Annotated in this window: 16 protein-coding genes; 15 read left to right on the forward strand and 1 reads right to left on the reverse strand. The window is 40.6% G+C overall.

The window, feature by feature from the left end:
• The first annotated feature begins 8 nt into the window (after window positions 1-8).
• From glpK to ACXAF2_RS00580, 6 genes are all read left to right on the forward strand, one after another.
• A complete protein-coding gene (gene glpK / locus ACXAF2_RS00555) occupies window positions 9-1,499 on the forward strand; it encodes a glycerol kinase GlpK (protein ID WP_475136903.1) in 1,491 nt (496 codons plus the stop codon).
• 174 nt (window positions 1,500-1,673) lie between these two features.
• Window positions 1,674-3,338 (forward strand): glycerol-3-phosphate dehydrogenase/oxidase, encoded by a 1,665-nt coding sequence (locus tag ACXAF2_RS00560; RefSeq protein WP_475136904.1) that lies wholly within the window; start codon window positions 1,674-1,676, stop codon window positions 3,336-3,338.
• 110 nt (window positions 3,339-3,448) lie between these two features.
• Window positions 3,449-4,006, forward strand: coding sequence for a hypothetical protein (locus tag ACXAF2_RS00565; protein ID WP_475136905.1), 558 nt, complete (start codon window positions 3,449-3,451; stop codon window positions 4,004-4,006).
• Between the two features lie 285 nt (window positions 4,007-4,291).
• The gene (locus ACXAF2_RS00570) at window positions 4,292-5,161 is read left to right on the forward strand and encodes an SDR family oxidoreductase (RefSeq protein WP_475136906.1); all 870 of its coding nucleotides are present in this window, start codon (window positions 4,292-4,294) and stop codon (window positions 5,159-5,161) included.
• A 153-nt stretch (window positions 5,162-5,314) separates the two neighbouring features.
• Entirely contained in the window at window positions 5,315-5,734 is a 420-nt protein-coding gene (locus ACXAF2_RS00575; RefSeq protein WP_475136907.1) for an NUDIX hydrolase, read from the forward strand.
• 62 nt (window positions 5,735-5,796) lie between these two features.
• Window positions 5,797-6,240: a DUF4064 domain-containing protein gene (locus ACXAF2_RS00580; RefSeq protein ID WP_475136908.1), complete on the forward strand. Its 444-nt coding sequence runs from the start codon at window positions 5,797-5,799 to the stop codon at window positions 6,238-6,240.
• A gap of 239 nt (window positions 6,241-6,479) precedes the next feature.
• Here the strand turns inward: ACXAF2_RS00580 and ACXAF2_RS00585 are convergent, their stop codons facing one another.
• Window positions 6,480-6,587 carry a putative holin-like toxin gene (locus ACXAF2_RS00585; protein ID WP_475136909.1) on the reverse strand — a complete coding sequence of 36 codons (108 nt, stop codon included), beginning with the start codon at window positions 6,585-6,587 and terminating at the stop codon, window positions 6,480-6,482.
• Window positions 6,588-6,835: 248 nt separating this feature from the next.
• On the opposite strand from ACXAF2_RS00585, the gene ACXAF2_RS00590 reads away from it, so the two are divergent.
• The 9 genes from ACXAF2_RS00590 to ACXAF2_RS00630 all read left to right on the forward strand — a co-directional run bounded on the left by ACXAF2_RS00590 (window position 6,836) and on the right by ACXAF2_RS00630 (window position 16,695).
• Window positions 6,836-7,933: a M24 family metallopeptidase gene (locus ACXAF2_RS00590; protein WP_475136910.1), complete on the forward strand. Its 1,098-nt coding sequence runs from the start codon at window positions 6,836-6,838 to the stop codon at window positions 7,931-7,933.
• 113 nt (window positions 7,934-8,046) lie between these two features.
• Window positions 8,047-8,484, forward strand: coding sequence for a DUF6376 family protein (locus ACXAF2_RS00595; RefSeq protein ID WP_475136911.1), 438 nt, complete (start codon window positions 8,047-8,049; stop codon window positions 8,482-8,484).
• 248 nt (window positions 8,485-8,732) lie between these two features.
• Window positions 8,733-10,895 carry a DNA topoisomerase III gene (locus ACXAF2_RS00600; RefSeq protein WP_475136912.1) on the forward strand — a complete coding sequence of 721 codons (2,163 nt, stop codon included), beginning with the start codon at window positions 8,733-8,735 and terminating at the stop codon, window positions 10,893-10,895.
• Between the two features lie 148 nt (window positions 10,896-11,043).
• Window positions 11,044-11,697, forward strand: coding sequence for a type 1 glutamine amidotransferase domain-containing protein (locus tag ACXAF2_RS00605; protein ID WP_475136913.1), 654 nt, complete (start codon window positions 11,044-11,046; stop codon window positions 11,695-11,697).
• Between the two features lie 126 nt (window positions 11,698-11,823).
• On the forward strand, window positions 11,824-12,204 hold the full coding sequence (locus ACXAF2_RS00610; protein ID WP_475136914.1) for a CidA/LrgA family protein: 381 nt from the start codon (window positions 11,824-11,826) through the stop codon (window positions 12,202-12,204).
• Complete coding sequence (locus ACXAF2_RS00615) at window positions 12,188-12,874, forward strand: LrgB family protein (protein WP_475136915.1); 687 nt, start codon at window positions 12,188-12,190, stop codon at window positions 12,872-12,874. The genes ACXAF2_RS00610 and ACXAF2_RS00615 overlap by 17 nt, the downstream gene beginning before the upstream one ends.
• 65 nt (window positions 12,875-12,939) lie before the next feature.
• On the forward strand, window positions 12,940-14,205 hold the full coding sequence (locus tag ACXAF2_RS00620; protein ID WP_475136916.1) for a DUF2254 domain-containing protein: 1,266 nt from the start codon (window positions 12,940-12,942) through the stop codon (window positions 14,203-14,205).
• Between the two features lie 143 nt (window positions 14,206-14,348).
• Window positions 14,349-15,092 carry a type I methionyl aminopeptidase gene (gene map, locus ACXAF2_RS00625; protein WP_475136917.1) on the forward strand — a complete coding sequence of 248 codons (744 nt, stop codon included), beginning with the start codon at window positions 14,349-14,351 and terminating at the stop codon, window positions 15,090-15,092.
• Between the two features lie 316 nt (window positions 15,093-15,408).
• A complete protein-coding gene (locus ACXAF2_RS00630) occupies window positions 15,409-16,695 on the forward strand; it encodes a protoglobin domain-containing protein (protein ID WP_475136918.1) in 1,287 nt (428 codons plus the stop codon).

Raw genomic sequence — 16,695 nt, forward strand, 5'->3', positions numbered from 1 at the left:
ATAATAAAATGGAGAAATACATTTTATCATTAGACCAGGGGACGACAAGTTCAAGAGCAATTCTATTCAATAAAAAAGGAGAGGTCGCCCATACTGCACAAAAAGAATTTACTCAGCATTTCCCAAAGCCGGGTTGGGTTGAACATAGTGCAAATGAAATTTGGGGATCGATTTTAGCCGTTATTGCAAGCGTTTTATCTGAATCGAGTATTAAACCTGATCAGATTGAAGGGATCGGGATTACCAATCAACGTGAAACTACAGTGGTCTGGGATAAAGAAACCGGCGATCCGGTTTATAACGCCATCGTATGGCAGTCACGTCAAACAGCGGGGATATGTGAAGAACTTAAATCACAAGGTCATAACGAGACGTTTCGTGATAAAACCGGATTATTGATCGATGCTTACTTCTCTGGTACCAAGGTTAAATGGATTCTTGACAATGTAGAAGGAGCGAGGGAAAAAGCGGAGAATGGTAAGCTTCTGTTCGGGACGATCGACACATGGTTGATTTGGAAGATGTCTGGTGGAAAAGCCCACGTAACGGATTACTCCAATGCTTCCCGCACGCTTATGTATAATATATACGATCTGAAGTGGGATCAGGAGCTCCTTGATATATTAGGCATTCCTGAGAGCATGCTTCCGGAGGTCCGTCCCTCATCAGAAATTTATGCGAAAACGGTTCCTTACCACTTCTTCGGGAAGGAGATTCCGATTGCCGGTGCAGCAGGGGATCAGCAGGCAGCATTGTTTGGACAAGCTTGTTACGAAGAGGGTATGGCAAAGAATACGTATGGAACAGGTTGCTTTATGCTGATGAACACAGGTGAGAAAGCTGTAAAGTCTACTAATGGTTTACTCACAACCTTGGCATGGGGAATTGATGGAAAAGTGGAATACGCTTTAGAAGGCAGTATTTTCGTGGCTGGTTCTGCGATTCAGTGGCTTCGTGATGGACTTCGTATGCTGAAGGATGCCAAGGACAGCCAAGGGTATGCAGAAAAGGTTGACTCAACAGATGGCGTCTATGTTGTTCCTGCCTTTGTAGGATTAGGAACTCCTTATTGGGATAGTGATGTTCGGGGAGCCGTGTTCGGTTTAACAAGAGGAACTTCTAAGGAGCATTTTGTAAGAGCCACCTTGGAATCCCTTGCTTATCAAACGAAAGATGTACTGACGGCGATGGAAGCCGACTCCGGAATCTCCCTTAAGAAACTGAGAGTCGATGGCGGTGCTGTTAAAAATGACTTTTTAATGCAATTCCAAAGTGATATCTTATCTGTTCCTGTTGAGCGACCAGTTGTAAATGAAACAACTGCTTTAGGTGCCGCTTATTTAGCTGGATTAGCCACAGGTTTCTGGGATAACCGGGATGAAATATCAAAGCAGTGGAATAAAGACAAGCAGTTTGAGCCGCAAATGCCTGTTGAAACCCAAGGAGAACTATATAACGGATGGAAAAAAGCTGTTAAAGCAGCTATGGCTTTTAAATAAAAGAAACGTATGATATACTGAGTACAAGTTAATAAAATCGGTTAGAGACCACGAGAGACCAAACCTGCATTATGGAACCATTCACCATAATGTTAGTTTTGGTCTCTTTTTTTATGGTTAAACAATAAGAGTGAGAGTACAGATAATATATAGATACCTGAGGAGGATCCACTTATGACATTTTCAAGTACTGCAAGACGAGAAGTGAAAGAAACATTAGCCTCAAACCACTTTGATATGATTGTGATCGGAGGGGGAATTACTGGCGCAGGGATCGCCCTCGATGCTTCGAAACGTGGAATGAAGGTGGCATTGGTCGAAATGCAGGATTTCGCAGCCGGGACTTCCAGTCGTTCGACAAAGCTCGTTCATGGTGGATTACGTTACTTAAAGCAATTCGAAGTGAAAATGGTCGCGGAAGTAGGAAAAGAGCGTGAAATCGTTTATGAGAATGGACCTCACGTAACGACTCCTGAATGGATGCTGCTCCCCCTGCATAAAGGTGGCACATTCGGTAAATTCAGCACATCGATTGGATTAAAGGTGTATGACTATCTTGCTGGAGTAAAGAGAAGTGAACGACGATCCATGCTTTCAGTTTCAGAAACACTGAATAAGGAACCTCTTGTGAAAAAAGATGGCCTTAAAGGAGGCGGGTACTACGTTGAATATCGGACTGATGATGCCCGTTTAACGATAGAAGTCATGAAAGAAGCAGTTGCACATGGTGCGACTGTCATAAACTATATGAAATCTCAACGATTCCTATATGATAATAAGAAAGTAGTCGGAATTGAAGCTGAGGACCTGGTGACGGGGGATACGATTGAAATCCGAGGTTCAAAATTCGTCAACGCTGCCGGCCCATGGGTCGATGATGTTCGTGGAAAAGATTATAGTACGAATAACAAACAGCTAAGGTTAACGAAGGGAGTTCATCTTGTCATTGATCAAAGCAAATTCCCGCTTCAACAAGCCGTTTATTTCGACACACCTGATGGGCGAATGGTATTTGCCATACCGAGGGATGGAAAGGCCTATGTAGGGACAACTGACACATTTTTTGATCAGGATAAAACATCTCCCCATATGACTTCAGAGGACCGGGATTATATCTTGGATGCAATTCATTTTATGTTTCCCGATGTATCCGTAGGAAAAGAGGATGTAGAATCGAGCTGGGCAGGTGTTCGCCCCTTAATTTTTGAAAAAGGGAAGGACCCTTCTGAAATTTCCCGTAAAGATGAAATTTGGGAAGCCGACAGCGGTCTCATCACGATCGCCGGCGGGAAGCTGACAGGTTACCGTAAAATGGGAGAGACCGTTGTGGACCTTGTATCGAAACGTTTACGTGAAGAGAACAAAAAGAAATTCCCAGCATCGTCCACGAAATATATGCCGATCTCTGGAGGTCATGTAGGCGGATCGAAAAACTTTCACGCGTTTATTGATCAAAAAGCAGCCGAGGCCCTTCAATATGGACTAACATATCAAGAGGGAAGGAAGCTTGCAGGAATGTATGGATCAAATGTGGATCAATTATTTAAACTCGCTCATGCTTATAGTGGAGCAAGTAATGTAAGGTCCGTCCCTCCTTATTTATATGCGCAACTGATTTATGCGATCCAAGAGGAGATGGCAGCGACGCCGGTTGATTTCTTTATTAGAAGGACTGGTGCTTTATTCTTTGATCGTGAGTGGGTGGAGAAATGGAAGGAGCCTGTGATCGAGATTATGGCGAAGCTTCTGAAATGGAATGAAGAGCAGGAACAGCAATATAGAGTGGAATTGAATAATGAGCTTAAGAATGCAGTAGTGCCAGTGGATTTGCAGTCGTAAGCAGGAAAAGGGCAGTATGAATTTCTGCCCTTTTCTTTGTATACACTGGGAATTCCTGTAGGGCACATGGTAAAATTGGGATAAAGATGTCAACTTGGGGGGAATGCTGGTTGGAAGAAAAAAAGAATACCAGGGGAAGGTTCCTCCTATCACTGTCAATGTCTTCACTAATTGCCTTTGCCATCACTTTCTATTTCGAAAAAGGTGACTCTATTACAAGAAAGGGTGCATTCAGGCAGCACCTTGAACAGTTAGAATTCGGTCGCCATTACCATGATCTGAACGTTGTATCAGAAAAGAAAGCCGGGGAGCAATACCTCCTTCTCTACACATATTTGAATAATGACGGAGAAAAGCAAATCGGCCTGGCCTTTTATAGAAAAATGAATGTCCTTCCCCTTTATGAGCTATACAGGATTAATGATTCTCCACAATTATCTGTCGGAACGGAATTTCTCCCTACTAATCAGTTTATCGTTTACGGTGACCGCGACGAAATTGAGGCTGACTACTTTACATACCGGGAAAATATCCAGTTCAATCGAATCGAGCTTGAAGAGAATGATTATTTCATTCACATGGAACCTTACTCAGGCATGCTCCTTGTTCCTCAAGTGAACTTTTATTCTAGTGATGGAACAATAGTTGCTTCGACACAGGCAAAATAATCATCCATAAATATGCTTACAATTATATAAATATATGAATAGTTGATGAAATTGACCGTATATGACGATTCATTTCCCGAGAGAACTGTTCATCTCTTCTTAGTGTTGTTGAATATCCTATGACGTTGCTGTAAATTAAGAATAGAAATTGACACGACTTCCTCGTCAAAAGGGTGGCTTCAATGGGATGAAGCCACCCTTTTTTTGCATTTTTTTAACAAAAAAGTCAGTGGATAAGAATATTATTGCTATACTAATAGAAAGAAAAATGGGGAGGAAGCTGGAATGAATCATAAAATAGCTGTGGTGACGGGGGCAAATAGCGGGTTTGGCTTTCTCTCGACACTGGGGCTTGCACAACTTGGATATAAAGTAATCGCCTCCATGAGAGACCCTCATAAAGGAAGTGCATTGCTTCAACGTGCTAAGGAACTAAAGGTGGGGCATTTGGTTGATATTCATCCATTGGATGTAACGTCGGAAGCATCCATCAAGGAATTCTCTACCTCTCTTAATGATTTGGGCAGGGTGCACATTCTCCTGAATAATGCAGGGTTTGCCGGTGCAGGATTTGCAGAAGAAGTTACAATCAATGAGTTCCGCGAACAATTTGAAACGAATGTTTTTGGTGTCATGAGAATGACTCAAATTGTTCTCCCTTATATGAGAAAGCAAGGAGAAGGGAAAATCATCAATATGAGCAGCATTAGTGGCAGATTCGGCTTTCCTGGACTCAGTCCTTATGTTTCATCCAAGCACGCATTGGAGGGATACACCGAAAGTTTGAGATTGGAGCTTAAGCCCTACGGCATAACCGTGCACCTGATCGAACCCGGTTCTTATCAAACGAATATCTGGACATCAGGTAAGAAAGTCACTCCACTCTCGATGCAGAAAAACTCTCCTTACTTTCGCTATATGGAGGCAATCAACACGGAAATTCAAGCAGGTGCAGATACACTTGGAGATCCAAGGGAGGTTGCCTCGATCGTATGTGAAATAGCACAAAACAAGAAAAAAACTTTTAGAATTCCCATAGGCAAAGGAGTGCGATTAACCCTATTACTCAAAAGTATCCTACCATGGAGCATAATGGAAAACATCATCTTAAAGAAACTCGGGATGAAAAAGACCCAAGAGGGACGGACCTTATAGTAAGCACGGATAATGTCTGAATATAAAGAATTTTATTATACAGAAGGAGAATTTTGTCAAAAGAGAGAATATGCTAAAGAAGACATTTCTTTAAACTCACTTATTAAAAAATTGAATGAGTTTAAGTGCTTCTACACGAAATGAGGTGATTGATTGAATGAATGGAAGGGTGCATCTGCTCTTTGCATGCATGAAGGCCGTTTATTGATGGTATTACAAGGGAAAGAAGAAGAAGAGAAACGTTGGTCGGTTCCTTCAGGGGGGATGGAATCAAGTGAATCCCTTCAGGAATGCTGTAAACGTGAAGTTTGGGAAGAAACAGGCTATGATGTTGAAGTAGAAAAACATCTGTATACTAAGTGGGGGAATGAAGGAAGTATTTCTATAAGAATTCATTACTATGAAGTCAGGTTCCTTGGAGGAGAGGCAACCATACAGGACCCTGATCAATTAATACATAAAATAAAATGGATTTCACTTCAAGAGTTAAAGAACCTGCCCCTGGGATTTCCAGAAGATCACTCCATCCTGGAATCCTACATGAGTAAGAAGCTAAACACACTATCCATTTAAGGGAATAGTATCGTTTTAGCACAATATATTATAAAGTATTTATTTATAAAGGAGAGAGTAGAATGGTGAAAAGAACAGGAGAAGTAGTAATGGGAGTCATCGGAATTATCTTATCCGCATTATTTTCCATAATCGGAATCGTAGTCAATATGGGGATGAGTGATCCTGAGGTCATGTCACAACTCGAAGAAGGTATGGAAAGTGATCCAAATATACAAAATGCAGAGATGACTGCCGGAGATCTAAGCTCCATTATAAGCGCTGCCGAATCAGCTGGTTCTTACCTTGTTATATTAGGGATCATTGCGTCCATCCTGGGGATCATTGCTGTACTGACCATTGTAAAGAATAAAAAACCGGTATTATCCGGAATCATGTTTATCATTGCTGCCCTTGTCATCGGACTTGGCACGATAGGTTTTGGTTTCGTACCTGGCCTTCTGTTCCTGATAGCAGGAGTCATGGCACTTGTTCGCAAGCCTAAGAAAGCAGATCCTGTTTATTAATCAGGTATTTAGAGGATTTCTTCTTCAAGCTACATTTTTTCGTGAAGTTTTGCTTGTACTCATCTTGCTTTCAGACTCGATTTATACTATCTTAAAAGTAGAGCATAATGATAAAACAAGAGACACTGGCGGCAACCAATGTCTCTTGCTACACAGCAAACTGCAAGGAAAGCAGTGGCCCAATAGAGAAAGGAACATAACTCTACCCTTCAAAGTTTAGGCGCTTCATGAGGGTGGGGTTATTTCTTTTTGTCATTTGAAATAACTACGGCAATGATGGAGACAATTAAAGAGCCAAAAGTAATCATTAGCGTTAATGCCTCATACGTTGTCACTATAAGCACCACCTCCTTCTATAAGGAAGTGGCCACTCCCACCCTACATTCACTGTGTGCTTCAAATTATATCACAAACGCCCCCTGTACTTTATAGGCAAGAGGTAGGAAAAGCTTACCCCTACCAAAAAAACATAAAACCCCATTGAGAACTTTCAGATACAATACGATTATTTCAAACTTTCTTCAAAATGTGTTAGCATAGATATGCTCATATTAATCAATTACATACCATCACGAAATTCGAGGAGGAACACACGATGAAACAACGTATAGAAATGCTGAAAAATTGGTTAAAAGAAGAAAAGATCGATGCCGCATTTATCAATTCAACTGAAAATGTATTCTACTTAACAAATTTCCACACGGATCCACATGAGCGATTAATGGGTCTGTTTGTATTTCCTGATGCCGAACCCTTTGTGGTCGTACCTGGAATGGAAGCACGTCAAGTAAAGGATGCCGGCTGGAGTAACGAAGTGATCGGCTACTCTGATCATGAAAACCCATGGGAATTCATTCAACAAGCCATTCAAAGACGAGGAATTGATGGCAGCAAGGTGGCTTTCGAAAATGAAGTCGTAACGTATGGCCGCAGTCAGGAATTTATAAACATTTTCAACTCGCCGACTATAGTGAATGTTGAAGACAAATTAAATGAGATGCGTGTTGTGAAGGATGATGGTGAAATCGCCATCATGCGTCGTGCAGCAGAAATGGCAGACTTCGGGGTTGAAGTAGGTGTGAGTGCACTTCAAGAAGGCATTACGGAGATGGAAGTTCTTGCGAAGATCGAGTATGAGTTGAAGAAAAAAGGGATTCGTGAAATGTCTTTCTCTACGATGGTGCTCTTTGGAGAAAAAGCTGGAGATCCACACGGAAACCCAGGAGACCGGAAGCTGAAAGCAGGAGATTTTGTCTTGTTTGATCTTGGAGTTGTCCTTGAAGGATATACTTCTGACATCACCCGTACTTTCGCTTATAAATCGATTTCAGACAAGCAAAAAGAAATCTATACTACCGTTTTAAAAGCAGAACTGGCTTCACTGGAAGCAAGTAAGCCCGGAAACCGTATTGGTGATCTGGATCAAATCGCACGGGATATCATTACAGAAGCAGGGTATGGGGACTATTTCCCACACCGGATTGGTCACGGTCTTGGGATCAACGTACATGAATTCCCATCAATGAGCCATTTAAATAATGGGATTTTAAAAGAAGGAATGACCTACACCATCGAGCCTGGAATTTACGTTCCGGAAATAGGCGGTGTAAGAATTGAAGATGATGTGCTAATAACAAAGGATGGTTATGAAACCTTGACCAATTTCCCTAAAGAACTGCAAATTATTGAATAAGACATAAAGGAGGCTAACAGCGTGTTAGCCTTCTTTTCATGAAAAAGAAATGAAACCAATACGAAGGTCATTCGTATATATTAGGAAAGAAAGCTAGGGAAGGATGAAGTTCAATGAAAAAATTTTTCATATTAATCAGCTTTTTCATGCTGGCAGGCTGTGGAATCCTGGAAGAAGCAAACAACAGTTTGACCTATGTTGAGGAAATGACCGATTATCTCAATGAAGCAGAGCAATTTGCAAACGATTTTCCTGGATTAGTGGAAAATGCATCGGCAGACCCATCCACCATACCGGCTCTTGAAACAAGATTAAAAGACATGAAAACAGAAATACAAGAAATCAATGATCTGACTCCGCCTCAGCTTGCAGAAAACATCCACAAAAAAGTAGAAGGATATAATGAGCAAGCGCTGGAAGGAATTGATCGTGCCTTAGTAGAAATTGATAAAGGAGAAGTCCAAATTTCTGAGTTACAAAACCTTGAGATCGTCAACACCTTTAATCAGTTACAAGAGATTAAAGGTAATCTGGAAAATTTAGGACAATAAGCAAACGGTGTTACGGATAAGACTCCTTATCCGTAACACCATCATACTATTACCCATCTCCACTCTAGCTACAGCCACACTCCCCCCTTGGCTCCACAAAAAATTCAACCCTATTCTATCAAGTAGATTTGTATTAAACTAGTTTCAACTATGACCGAAAAAAACAAATATGATTTCTCACGTATAGAACAAGAGTTCTTAAAAACATGCTATAATGAAGGAATCATAAAGACGGACAGGAGATTGTTATGAAAGTTGTTATTGCCGAAAAACCCGATCAAGGAGCCACCCTCGCTAAACCTTTCCCTCATCGAAAACGACAAGGATACATTGAAATACACTCTAATGATGTGTTCCCTAAAGGAGCTTATATTACATGGGCTGTAGGTCACCTCTTTCAGCTTCAAGCCCCGGAAAAATATGAAAGCAAATGGAAAAAATGGACGTTAGAAGACCTCCCCATCATTCCTCAACGATTTCAATATGAGCTTCAACGGGCAAAAGCGAAACAATTCGCAGTCATTAAAGAACTTCTAAAGAAACGTGAAGTCACAGAAATCATCCATGCAGGGGATGCGGGGCGTGAAGGTGAGTTGATCATCCGGAATATTATTTCAATGTCACGCGTTCAAAAGCCCATGAAGAGATTATGGATATCATCTCTTACAGAGAAAGCCATCATTCAAGGGTTCACCAGTTTGAGGGAAGAAACGGAAATGCGGAGCCTCTATTATGAAGCCTATTCCCGCGCTTGTGCGGACTGGCTTGTGGGAATGAATGCATCGAGAGCGTATAGCATTCTACTAAAGCAGCAAGGCATGTCGGATGTTTTCTCTGCAGGAAGGGTACAAACGCCGACTCTTGCCTTGATTGTGAAAAGAGAGGAAGAAATAAAGCAATTCAAAAGCGAACCCTTCTGGGAAGTGAAAGCAGTCTTTCAAATGGGAGACCACACGTACGAAGGGGTTTGGCAAAAGGATGGAGAGTCCCGAATTCAAACAAAGGAATTGGCAGAGAAAATTGCTTCGTTCTGCCAAAGTAAGCCTGCAAGCGTTCTGGAGATGAAAACAGAAAGAAAAGAATTTGCCCCTCCATTGCTATTCAATCTTTCAGCTCTCCAGGCAACGATAAACAAGATGTATAAATTTTCACCTAAAAAGACACTGGATGTCCTGCAAAAGCTTTATCAGAAAGGCATTGTATCGTACCCAAGGTCAGATTCACAATATGTAACGAAAGGGGAAGCTGAAACCTTCCCGGAAATATTGTCTAAGCTTAAGGAATATAGCCCTTACAATAGCTGGATTCCGACTCCTCATGAGAGCCTGCTGAATAACAAACGTTTTGTAAATGAAGCAAAGGTTTCAGATCACTACGCGATTATTCCAACTGAACAGGTAACCGATCCTCAATCGTTATCAGGAGACGAAAGGAAAATATATGATGTTGTGGTTAAACGTTTTATCGCTGCACATCACGACAAAGCTGTGATCCATTACACTACCATCACTACCGTCGTGGACGAACGGGCTGAATTCATTTCTAAAGGAAAGCAAATTCTTCAAGAAGGATGGAGACAGGTTCTGATGCAGAATGAAAAGGATGACGATCCGCTCCTGCCACCTGTTAAGGAAAGCGACAAGGGCAAAGTCAAAAGTGTCCAAACGAAGGAAGGAAAAACCCAGCCACCAAAACGTTACACAGAGGGTCAACTGATTACATTAATGAAAACAGCAGGGAAATACATGGATAATGACGAGCTCGAGAAAGTGCTAAAGCAAACAGAAGGTCTGGGTACTGAGGCAACACGCGCTGGAATCATAACCATGCTTAAAGAGCGGAACTACATTGATATCCAAAAGAATATTGTCTATCCTACCGATAAAGCAAAGGTATTGATTCGGGCAATTGGTGAAAATGTATTGGCATCAGCTGAAATGACAGCAAAATGGGAGCAGCGACTACAGGAAATAGGAAAAGGGCAAGCTTCGGCACCCGAGTTTATGGAGCAAGTGAAGAAATTAAGCGACAAACTTGTTCAAAACGCCCTTCAAGAGGCAAATAGATGGAATTTCGAAGACCTCGATACTGCTTCCATCCAACGATCCAAAGGGAGTAAAGGAAAAAGGACATCGAAAACCAGCGTCGGCACATGCTTAATATGTGGCGGGAAAGTGGTTGACAAAGGAAAGTTCTACGGCTGTTCCAATTATCAAAAAACAAAATGCAGCTTCACCATTTCTAAGACTATTCTCTCGAAGCGAATGACACAAGCAATCGTAAAAAAAGTACTTACGGATGGGAAATCCGAACGAATCGACGGTTTCAAAAAAGGAGAGAAGGAGTTTTCAGCTTACCTTAGTTGGGATCCTGTACAAAAGAAAATTCAATTCGTATTTGATATACATTAACCCATCGAAACGACTCTCATTAAGGGAGTCGTTTTTTCAGCTTAAAACCTTTAAAAAGAAAATAATTGGATTACAGAAGTTTAATTTCATGAGAAGAGGATAAAACAAAAGGGTAGGAAAACAGCTATATAAAAATGGAGGGTACACATTGAAAAAGATATTAATGGTCTTAACGAATGAAAGCAAAATTGATGATGAACACGAAACAGGTCTTTGGTTATCTGAATTCGCTGAACCATATGAAGAATTTAAGAATCAGGGATTTGATGTAGATGTGGCTAGCTTAAAAGGAGGCCGTATTCCTTTAGATCCTAACAGCCTTGATGATGAACAGGTGGAAAAGTGGAAGGGCGTCACCAAAGAATTGGATCAAACAATGGTCCTTTCGCAGTTGAACGTTAACGAGTATTCAGGGATATTCTTACCGGGCGGACATGGAACAATGTTTGATCTCCCTGACAGTCCAGTACTTCAGCAAGCACTGGCTCACTTTGCTGAAAACAACAAAGCCATTGGATCTGTATGTCACGGTCCTGCTGGATTCGTTGGAACGAAACTATCAAATGGAAAATGGCTGGTTGAAGGAAAAAGCATGACTGGGTTCACCAACGAAGAAGAACAGCAAACCGGACTTGATTCATTAATGCCTTTCTTATTAGAAACAAAATTAAGAGAGCAAGGAGCTCAATTTGAAAAATCTGAAGCATGGAGTGAGCATGTCATCACCGACGGGAAATTCGTGACAGGACAGAATCCACAATCCAGTCAGTCCACTGCAGAAGCGTTCGCTAAAGTACTATAAAACGTATTTTCATTCTAAAGAGCATGGGTGATGACACCTCATGCTCTTTTTCTGTTATTCACTCCTCTCTACTGACCTCCCAATTGTGATAAAATCGTGAGAAGACTATATAGCGAGGAGATAATTATGCAAGTTTTTCGAACGATCATTCAAATTGCCATTCTATGCTTATTTTATGAATTCGGAAAGTGGTGTACAGACTTCTTTCATTTACCCGTTCCGGGAAGCGTTATCGGGATGCTTTTTTTGCTTCTACTTTTATTAACGGGGGTAGTGAAAGAAAGATTATTAATGGACGGTACAGGATTCTTTCTAAGACATTTTTCCTTCTTTTTTCTTCCCTTGTCAGTTAGCGCAATGGTTCTGGGGCCATATTTTATTGATTTCGGCTGGAAACTCATTGTCATTCTGGTTATTAGCGGGATAACAGGATTTGTAGGAACCGCCCTATCAGCAGAGAGTTTAATAAGATGGAAGGAGAAGCGAAACCATGATCCATCTCATTAGTTCACTTATGGCAATAGGCATTACAATATTGTATTTTATCTTTGGGGTGAAAATTCACCGACTTTGGCCAATCCCGATAACGATACCTATTTTTCTTAGTACGATTGCTGTAATTGTCACATTACTGTTTATCGATATTCCATATGAACAGTATGCAGACTTCACATCTTACATAACCTATTTACTTGGACCTGCTACTGTTTCCCTTGCGTATCCCCTTTATCAGCACCGAAAGTTATTAGTGCAGCATGTACAGCCGATCCTTTTCGGTATCCTTTTCGGAAGTGGTATGTCTATGGTTATTTCTTATTTATTTAGTATGTGGTTGGGGATCCCATCTGAATGGAACCGCTCCTTGCTTATTAAAACCATTACAACCCCAGTAGCTGTTGATATAGGGAAAGTAATTGATGCGAATATAGAAGTCATTCCGACGGTCGTCATTGTGACAGGGATGTTCGGTGCTATGATCATCCCTACTATTTTAAAATGGTTGAAAGTAAAACACCCCATAGCAAAAGGACTTCCATTCGGTGTGATTTCCCATGGAGTTGGGACGGCACAGGCTATTAAAGAAGGCGACAGGGAGGGGGCGGTCAGTGGTGCTGCGATGGCATTAACCGCTACTATCATGTCTTTTGCCATCCCTTTACTTTTTCTTTTTGTTTGATGTTTGGTAGAAAGGAGAAGCTAATGAAGAAAAGCATCTTTATTATATAAAGGAGAAATGAGCCTATGAAACGATTCTTAATGAAATTACGCAAAGGCATTTGGGTCGTTCCTGCCATTTACAGCGCGGCTTCATTGGCATTAGCCATTCTCACAGTCTCCCTTGATACCTATTGGATCCATAAAGTCGAACCGTTTCTGCCCGAGATGATGCTCACCAGTATTGACCTCGCTCAAACTGTACTTAGCGCCATTGCATCGTCGTTACTGACAATGACAACTTTCACATTTTCTACTGTGATGGTTGTATTAACAACTTATTCTTCACAGTTCTCACCTCGAACCCTGCAAAATTTCGTTAAAGACAAAACAACGATGAGGGGTCTGGGGATTTTTCTGGGCGGTTTTATTTATTCCATTATTTCTCTCTTATTCATGAGACAAAGCTTAGAGGAGCATCTCGTATCATCTGCATTTGTCGGAGTCATCTATGCGATTGTCTGCTTAGCTTTTTTCGCTTACTTCATCCACCATATTGCAACATCCATTCAAATCAGCCGTTTAATTGAGCGTTTGGAACAAGAAGCGTTGAAAGTGATAGATTACTATTGCACTATCCAGGAAGATCAAGAAGTAAAACCATTTAAGACAATTCCTCATCACTACGAAAAAGTGTTGGACATTCCTTCTCCTAAATCAGGTTTTATTCAATATATTGATTTCTCAGAATTAGTCAAACTCGCTTCAGAGAAAAATACACTAATTGATTTTGAAAAAAAGGTCGGGGAGTTTGTTAAAAAAGGAGATATTCTCTATCGGATTCATGGCAAGGTAAGTAACGTAGAGGATTACCATTCTTACATATATTTTGGAAGAGAACGGATGGGAGAGTATGACCTCGCATATTCTCTACAAAAAATAGTTGAAATAGCTTTAAGGGCGATTTCCCCGGGTATTAATGATCCCAACACTGCCAGGGATTCCATTAAATATCTCGGACTTATCATCAGTGAAACTCAACGGGTAAAGGATGGAATCGTTACAATGCATGATGAAAACCGTCACCCAAGGGTACTGGTAACTGTATTTTCCTTTAACCATATTCTTTATAAAACCTTTTATCAACTCGTTCACTATGGAAAAGAGGATATTTCAGTCATCTTATCAATAATGGACGCTCTCATCATGGTGTATCGTGAAGTCAGTATGGATCGAAAGCATATCGTGTACGATTTTCATAAATATGTACTGCATGGAATGGATATGAACCAAATGCAAGAATGGGACTTATACTATTTAACTGAAAAAATTGAAATGTTGAAGCCGGAATGATAAGTGGAAGAAAAATGAAATGCAAATGGACTACTTTTCAAACTTATGGTTAAAGGTATGTATGTTATAGCTTTCCCTTTAAAAACAGAGCGTGATTCGGTATAGTAAGGGAAGGTGAAATTTCAAAAGAGAAGGAAGATAATATGATTGTCAAAACTGATGAAGATTTAAAAGCGTTAAAAGAGATAGGACGTATCGTGGCTAAGATCCGTGATGAATTACGGTCTCATACTAAGCCTGGTATAACGACAAAAAAGCTTGACGATATCGCCGGGAAAATGTTTGAAGATAACGGAGCCATTTCAGGCCCTAAAGGGGAATATGACTTTCCCGGTTTCACATGTATTAGTGTAAATGAAGAAGTGGCTCATGGAATTCCCGGTGAACGAGTAATCAATGAGGGAGACCTTGTCAATATCGATGTATCCGGATCTAAAGATGGTTACTATGCTGATACAGGAATCTCGTTTGTTGTTGGGGAAGGAGATCCAATGCTTACAAATTTATGCGAAGCGGCATTAAAATCATTCCAAGCGGGACTCCAGAAAGCAAGGGCTGGGTCAAAACAAAACGGAATCGGCAAAGCGGTTAATAATGAAGCAAGAAAAAATGGGTATACGGTAATTATGAACTTAACCGGCCACGGTGTAGGAAAGTCTCTTCATGAGAAACCTGATCACATCTTAAATTATTTCGATCCTTGGGATAATGCACTGTTAAAAGAAGGAATGGTCATTGCATTTGAACCCTTCATCTCAACCAAGGCTCAAAACGTAATCGAAAAAGGTGACGGCTGGACCTACATCACACCCGACAACAGCTTCGTAGCCCAAATCGAACACACCATCATCATAACCAAAGACGAACCAATCATTTTAACACAATAAAGCAGTGAGGGACGGACCTTGATTCCTAGGAGTAACTCCTAGGATCAAAGGTCCGTCCCTCTTTTTGTATAAGTTTTGTACAATGATAATTGAATAAGTTACATAGGAGGGAATAGTAAGTGCTGAATGGTTGAATCTTAATTTCGGGGCAAGGTTCCCTTAGACATCCAATAGAACCATCTTTAATGAATAATCTAAATTTCACAAACAAAATGATTGTCATAGGAAAAAAGTTGGGGTAAAGTAGATATATTGAAGTTATACAAAAATTATACATATAAAACAAAAAATAACATTAATTATCGGAGGACCCCCCATGGCTGTTTTATTTTCAAGAAAACCCAAGACTGAATCTGTAATTGTACCTACATCTAACGTCATAGTCCTGCAAGACAAGAAATTGAATGAAAGATTGCACTATATGCAATTCCAGGAACACCATTTAAATGAACTAAAAGAAGTTCTCCCCGTCTATGAGCAGTTATCCGATTCCTTACTTGATACGGTATTGGACCATCTTTATAAACATCCAAGTTTAGTAGAGATTGCTGTTAATCATTCCAGCCGAGAGCGATTAAAGAACGTTTTCCATGATTACTTTCGTTCTCTATTCTCTGGCGAATTAGATGAAGAATATTTCTCCATGAGGGAGAGGATGGGGAAGACCCATAACAGGAATGGTGTTACAATTGATTGGTTTATTTCCACCTACACAACCATTCAGCATTTATTGATTCCGAAGATTGTAGAACTTTATCAAAACGACCCATCTAAACTCGCTTCCGTACTGGTCGCAATAGATCATGGTATCCATTTGGACGCAAGTATTGTATCTGAATACTATATCCAAAGCAGAATGGATGAGCTAGAGAAACTTCATCAGGAAAACCAGGACCTACAAGTAGAAATGTTCAACATGAATACAGAACTCGGCTCTTCATTAAGCCAAACAGAAAAAAGTCTAAAAGAGACCGCTACGAAAGCGGAACGAATTCGTGCAGAATCTGAAAACACAGAAAAGAGCAGTAAAAATCTTCTTCAGCTCTCAAAAATGAACAAAGATCAAACAGATAATATGATCGAAAGCTTTGGCATCATTACGGAGCAAATCAACACGCTATTAAACGAGATTCAAGGGGTAAAAGCAATAGCAGAACAGATTACGCCGCTTTCAAATTCGATTCAGCAAATAGCTGAGCAGACAAATCTCCTTGCACTAAATGCCTCGATTGAAGCAGCACGAGCCGGTAATGAGGGAAGGGGGTTTGCAGTCGTTGCTTCTGAAGTGAGAAAGCTTGCCGAAGACTCCAAGGAGCTGAGTCACTCCATTCATCAACTCGTGAATGAAAGCAACAAGCAAATCGGAGTTGTCTCAAACCGGGTTCGTAATATGACAGACTTAACGGAGAACTCCCGTAACGAGATAGGCAATGTACAAAATGGCATAATGACCGTTCAAATGGAAATGGAAAACTATATGGGTATGTTCAAACGAAATCAATCTGAATTAAATCACATTGTAGAAGCCATCAGGCAAATCAATCATACAACAGATGAATTGGTTCAGTTTGCTTCTACAATCATTCAAAAAATGAATAAATAG

Source organism: Rossellomorea sp. ABR4_004, from assembly GCF_056159585.1.